Raw genomic sequence first — 5,928 nt, 5'->3', positions numbered from 1 at the left:
GATTGGAGGCAAGCGTTTGCGCTTCGCAAAGCTTCACTTTACATGTTGCGGAGCAAAACGCGTAGCGTCCCGGAGGGAACGGAGACCTCGCCATCCCATCCTGACGAAATGCTCCGCAAACGACCGCTTTTTTCCCCTATCCAAGGGGAGGCAGAGTAAGCTGAATTATTTAATTAATAATTAATAATTATTAATTATTCGGTAAAAAGATGAATAATTAACACGCTCCTGGTTAATAATTATTAAAAAGGTTCCATGGGTCCTTTTTAATCACTGAATAATTGAAGTGTAACCTAAGTATAGAATTAATGGATGGTAATTGGTATAAGTCCTCTTCTTCAAAATTAACTTTATTTATGACCAGGTACTTACAATGACTAAAAATCTTCTAAAATCTCTACAAAATGTAGGAATAATTTTATCTTTATTTATGCTAATTTTAAGCCTAAATTCCTGTAGCATCAACACTGAGATAGTTCCAAATTCAGATATAATTTACCAATATAGAATTATCCATAATCCTGAGGGAATTGGGAAATTTTATCTGGGTCGAGAAATTGCTAAAGTAATGGGGCATGAAGGTGCTGGATGGCTAGAAAGACCTAGTAGAAGCAATCAAGAAAAACCTGAAAATGCTATTAATAATCTTGAATTAAAATCTACAGATGTTGTGGCAGATATTGGTGCTGGTACTGGCTATTTTACTTTTAGAATTAGTCCTTTAGTTCCAGAGGGAAAGCTACTAGCAGTGGATATACAACCGGAAATGTTAGACTTAATTAATTTTGTTAATCATAAGGAAAATATTACTAATGTTGAGACAATTTTAGGTGATGTAGATAATCCAAATCTACCGCCATCTAGTGTTGATATTGCTTTGTTAGTTGATACTTATCACGAATTTGAATATCCGCGAGAAATGATGTTAGGAATAGTCGAGGGATTGAAACCTGGTGGGCGAGTAGTTTTATTGGAATATCGGAGTGAAAATCCAATGATTATGATTAAGGGTTTACATAAAATGAGTGAAAAACAGGTTAAAAAAGAAATGAAAGCTGTGGGTTTGGTTTGGGAAGATACTAGAAATTTTTTACCACAACAGCATTTTTTAGTGTTTAAAAAGCCTGACATTTCTTCGTTAAACTACAGTACGGATTATTTGTAGTCTCATCTCAGGATTATGCAATGGAAAATTGTTACAGAAAACTTTATTTAAAGATGGCAACCATAAGTTTTTTTATTCTCTCTAAATTTTTTCCTAATCCGACCAATCTAAAGACCATTTTTTCTGGGGTAATTTAGTAGTTGGGATATTGTTATGAGCAGTTTTTCTTTGAATATTTATTGATTGAGCAACCCAACTTCTAACCATACTTAAACTTGGTAAGTGTTGCACCAGTTGTTTTTGATGATTAACCTTCATCATCTGGGAGTGAAGTGTTTCAGGAAACCGATCTTTTAATTCTGAAATTGTATATATTCCCAGGGCTGATAATAGAGAAAAATATTCTCTCTTTATACCTTTAATTTGTAATAAACCAGCCAGATTAACCCACTTAATAATCAGGTTTTTTTCTATACCAGTGGTTTTTTCTAATTCTTCTATTCCTGTGAGAGACGAACATTTTTCTAATAGTTCTTCAATATTAGTAATACCTGCTCCTACTAACTTTTCAGAATAGACAGAATTAATATCTTCAATATCTTGAATATTATGTACCATTGTTATCTCCTATATGGGTTTAGCTTTGCAAGATTAAACTCCTCAAGTTTGCCGACCAATATTATTTTATAGCAATCCTAAATTGGTTGTGACAATTTTTATAATAGTTAATTTGAACTGAAAACCTTGAAAATTCTGTACGTCGCCCTACCGAATGCTCCCCTCCCCTACCTGACTCTTGAGTTCTGACTCCTAACTGCCACCAAAATATTACAACTTAAAATAAGATTGCTATATATTACTCTTATTGATCAAACTTAGCTTATATAGTAATTTCCTCAATCTCAATCCTAATTTATCCTCCAAATACAATCAACGAGGAACGTTGTTGGCGGTATCCCTACCTTAGCAATACTGACGGCTGAATCCTGAGAAAATAAATTTATTAAAAAGTATTTTTCATGCTAAAACATAAATGATTGATAAATTATATAATGGTTCTTATCTTAATAAGTTATACCATTTATCAAAATTATTGCTACATCTCCTTGAGAGTAGGGACGTTGCATGCAACGTCCGTACAGAGTAGGGAGTAGGAAGTAGGGAGTAGGGTGAAAAGATATAAGATATTTTGATTTAATACCGATAATCTTTACAAACATTACTGAAGCAGTATTATTACTTAATAACTGAAGTTTCATATGAAGTATAGCATTAATGCATGGGAATTGGTATTAGAGTATTTTTTATTTTCTCTTTTCCCTCTTGCCTGTTGCATGTTCCCCATTTAGATTGATTAAGGTTTAAACTATTTAAACTTTGCTTTTTAAATTCTGCATTTTATTTAATCCTCAATCCTTAATATTAATCGCTGTTCCCTGTTTCTTAATCTCATAATTAATTGCATTAACTAGCTTGAGTATCTAGATGAAAGAAATAAATAATCTAAGAGCTAATTATTATAATATAAGTAATTAAAAATTATCAGAATCTACCTCAAGCAATTCTGTATATTCAAACTCATTTGGGCTACGTTTTACCAAAGCATAAGATTCACCACCTAACTCAATAGCATCTTCCTCACAATCTGGTTTTGGAGAATTATAAGAAAGCACATATTCCCTGCCAATATAATCAGCCATTTCTTCAGCAACTTCACCTCGCCATTGAGTCTTAGTTACCAAAACAACTAATTGATTTGCTAATTGAGGAATTGTTTTGGCAATTTGTCGCCGATAAATCTCATCTAAACTACCAAAAGGAGAATCCATTACGATAGGAAAAGTGCTACTATCAGGACCCATTAAAGTATTCTTTTGACTCCATTCTCTTACCTGATCGATAATACTACCAATAAATGCCAAACTAAGAATTTGATTCTCCCCTGTAGAAGCAGCAACTAAAGCATTTTTACCACCAGTATTTTCTACTAAAGTTAACTCATAATTTTCATTGAGCTGAGGAATATAAGGAGTAAAAGAAATTTCATAAAATAACTCTTGTACTCGCTTTTCCAAAGAAACTCTAAACTGTTTTTCCAAACGTAATCGGACTTCATTTAGTCTCTCAATAGCATCCTGAGTAGCAGCAATTCGTCTTTGACATAAAACTTGTCTTAACTCATTCATTGTTTGGCGATCGACTTGTTTATCTAATACCTTAATTTCTTTCTGCAAAGTTTCTAACTGTAGAGTATTTGAACCAGTTTCCCGGTTTAAATCTCCCACCTTAATTTCAATTTCATCCAACCTTTTTTGTAACTTCTGAATATCCTCATCTGGATAACTGCGTAATTTTTTTTGAACTACCTCCAATTCATTTTCAACCCGTGAAAGTTGATAACGTAATTGTTCTATATTTCCTTGCTGTCTATCAACTTCCTCCCAAAAATCTACCACTTGCTTATCTACTTCATCCATTTGCACAGTCATTCTAATTGCAGTTTCTTCAACATCAGCAACCTCTACTTTTTTCATCCACTTCTCTACTAATTTTCTCGCGGTAGAATCTGTGGTTAATTCAGTTCCACAAATACAACGCTGTTCTTCTAATAATTGTTGAACAAACTGCCGATTAATTCCTGTGAGTAACTCTCCTTTTTCTTTTAAATGCCCAAATAATTCTCGAAATTCCACTATTGCTTCTGATAAGAAAACCATATAACCACGAGTTGATATAGCTCTTTTTAACCCCTCATTTGCTTGTACTATTTGTTCTTTTATCGCTCCAATCTGAACTTTTAATTGGTCTTTTTGTTGAGGCAAACCTTCTGCACCTTTAAAATCCAATAAACGACTACTAATTTCTTTTTTAAATTCTCTATGATGTTGTAATTCTCGCTCTATTTCTTTTTGGCGTTTCGATAATTTATTAATTTCCTGTTCAATTTTATTTTTTTCCCTCAAGAACTTTTTAGTCTCAGCATTACCAATCAATCTCAAATCAGTTTCCAGGGATTTTTTAGCTTCTCCTAAATGTCTAACAGAACGATTTAATACTTCAATTCCCAATAATTCCTTAGTAGCTTCTGCAATTTCACTTTTCTGATTATCTCGAACAATATATTCAATTCTTTCCCCGTCAAAAAAGAAATATCGATGTAAACTTTCTGGCAAAATTCTACCAATAATATCATTAGGATGTTCTGGTGGTGGAGACCAACGTCCGTCATCTCCAGCTATCTGCATATATAGCTCACTTTTGCCATGTTCAATTTGATTTTTTTCGTTTCTATAAGCTCGACATAAACGTTTTGCTTGGTAACGTTTATGATCATGTTCAAATATAATTTCTACCCAACAAGCTATAGGTTGATTTGGTTTTACTTCTATAATTGCCCGTTTATTTACTAATTGAGTTTCTGCTGCAAAAGCAGCACTAAATTTTTCATAAAGTACCCAGGTAAAAGCATTCATTATGGTTGTTTTACCTGCACCATTATTGCCATGAATAATTGTTGTATTTTGCTTTCCTGATGCCAAAATTATTTCTGGAGTTTTGCCATAAAATTGACGAAAGTTACACAGGATGATGGAAATTAATTTCATTGCACCGCTTCTTTAATAATTTTGAGAATATCATCGTTAATTCGAGGAGTTTTTTTATAAAGTCTGTCTTTTTCTAGTTGCAAGACTCGCCCAATAATTTGTTTTACTTCTGAGGGTGCCGTAGTAATTGGTTCTTGAATATCATTGAGTTTACTTTGAGTTTTAGGATTATATTTTGAATGCTTTTCTGAAAAAATACTTGATATTTCTTTGATTACTTTGTCTGAGTATTTGAAAGTCATTTTAATTGAAGAAGGGAGTAAGTAGTAGGGAGTAGGGAGTAGGGAAGAAGGAGTAAATTTTGAAAAAATAAGGAAATGATAGAGATAGCTGTCTAAAATCAATTATATAGCACTACGGATTTAGGTTAGGATACTGCTAAACGCTGAAACTTACTGGTTTGGTTTGACTTTTGACTTCTAAGTTGCGCGTAGCGTTATACGAGTCAGGACTCGAATAGAGGTAATACAGGAAAAAGATTGAAAAATTCTCTCTTACTTCCCTACTTTTACGATTAGAATCGGATTTTTCACTTCATCAAATCTTTCCATCTATGTCTTGTGAGTGGAAAATCACCAACATTTTCATTTTCTAGAGCTACCTAAAAAAATCAAAGGATTTTCGGTTGCATCCTCATAATTTTTGTGATACTCTAAAATTTAGATGGAGTCGTTCGCCTATACGCATGACTATTTATTCAACTAATTTTCCTTACTCATAGAGAATCACTCTGATGCAGGAATTTTTCCCAGGAGCAATACCAGAAAAAAGTTGATCTTGTATAGCTTCCGATAAATACTTGTTTTTCCCTACACGTCTCCAATCATCAAAAATCAAATCAATCATCCTACTCTGACTCATCAATTTTTTCTTCCTGCTCCCTGCTCCATCTTTTCTGAAAATATCTCCTCATCAAATCTTTCCATCTATGTCTTGTGAGTGGAAAATCACCAACATTTTCATTTTCTAGAGCTACCTAAAAAAATCGCCGGATTTTTGGTTGCACCCTCACAATTTTTGTGATGCTGTAAAATTTAGCTGGAGTTGTTCGCTTATACGCATGACTATTTATTCAACTAAATTTCCTTACTCATAGAGAATCACTCTGATGCAGGAATTTTTCCCAGGAGCAATATCAGAAAGATATTCATCTTGTAAAGCTTTCCACAAATACTTGTTTTTCCCAAGACATCTCCAATCATCAAAAATAAAATCAAA

At 33.2% G+C, this 5,928-nt stretch carries 6 protein-coding genes; 1 reads left to right on the top strand and 5 read right to left on the bottom strand.

What is annotated here, in order from left to right:
* Positions 1-373 precede the first annotated feature (373 nt).
* Positions 374-1,165, top strand: coding sequence for a class I SAM-dependent methyltransferase (locus F6K22_RS28765; protein ID WP_293105955.1), 792 nt, complete (start codon positions 374-376; stop codon positions 1,163-1,165).
* 93 nt (positions 1,166-1,258) lie between these two features.
* On the opposite strand, the gene F6K22_RS28760 is transcribed toward F6K22_RS28765, so the two are convergent.
* The 5 genes from F6K22_RS28760 to F6K22_RS28740 form a co-directional block, all read right to left on the bottom strand.
* Entirely contained in the window at positions 1,259-1,723 is a 465-nt protein-coding gene (locus F6K22_RS28760) for a DUF4332 domain-containing protein (protein ID WP_293105952.1), read from the bottom strand.
* 446 nt (positions 1,724-2,169) lie between these two features.
* Positions 2,170-2,364, bottom strand: a complete 195-nt coding sequence (locus F6K22_RS28755) for a hypothetical protein (protein WP_293105949.1) — start codon at positions 2,362-2,364, stop codon at positions 2,170-2,172.
* A gap of 273 nt (positions 2,365-2,637) precedes the next feature.
* Positions 2,638-4,710, bottom strand: coding sequence for an AAA family ATPase (locus tag F6K22_RS28750; protein ID WP_293105946.1), 2,073 nt, complete (start codon positions 4,708-4,710; stop codon positions 2,638-2,640).
* On the bottom strand, positions 4,707-4,952 hold the full coding sequence (locus tag F6K22_RS28745; RefSeq protein ID WP_293105943.1) for a hypothetical protein: 246 nt from the start codon (positions 4,950-4,952) through the stop codon (positions 4,707-4,709). Before F6K22_RS28745 ends, F6K22_RS28750 begins: the two co-directional genes overlap by 4 nt.
* Before the next feature lie 469 nt (positions 4,953-5,421).
* Positions 5,422-5,571 (bottom strand): hypothetical protein, encoded by a 150-nt coding sequence (locus tag F6K22_RS28740; RefSeq protein ID WP_293105941.1) that lies wholly within the window; start codon positions 5,569-5,571, stop codon positions 5,422-5,424.
* Positions 5,572-5,928 lie beyond the last annotated feature (357 nt).

This window comes from Okeania sp. SIO2F4 (assembly GCF_010672385.1).
In the GTDB taxonomy this organism is placed as follows: Bacteria; Cyanobacteriota; Cyanobacteriia; order Cyanobacteriales; family Microcoleaceae; genus Trichodesmium.
This window is presented reverse-complemented; position numbering and strand designations above follow the sequence as displayed.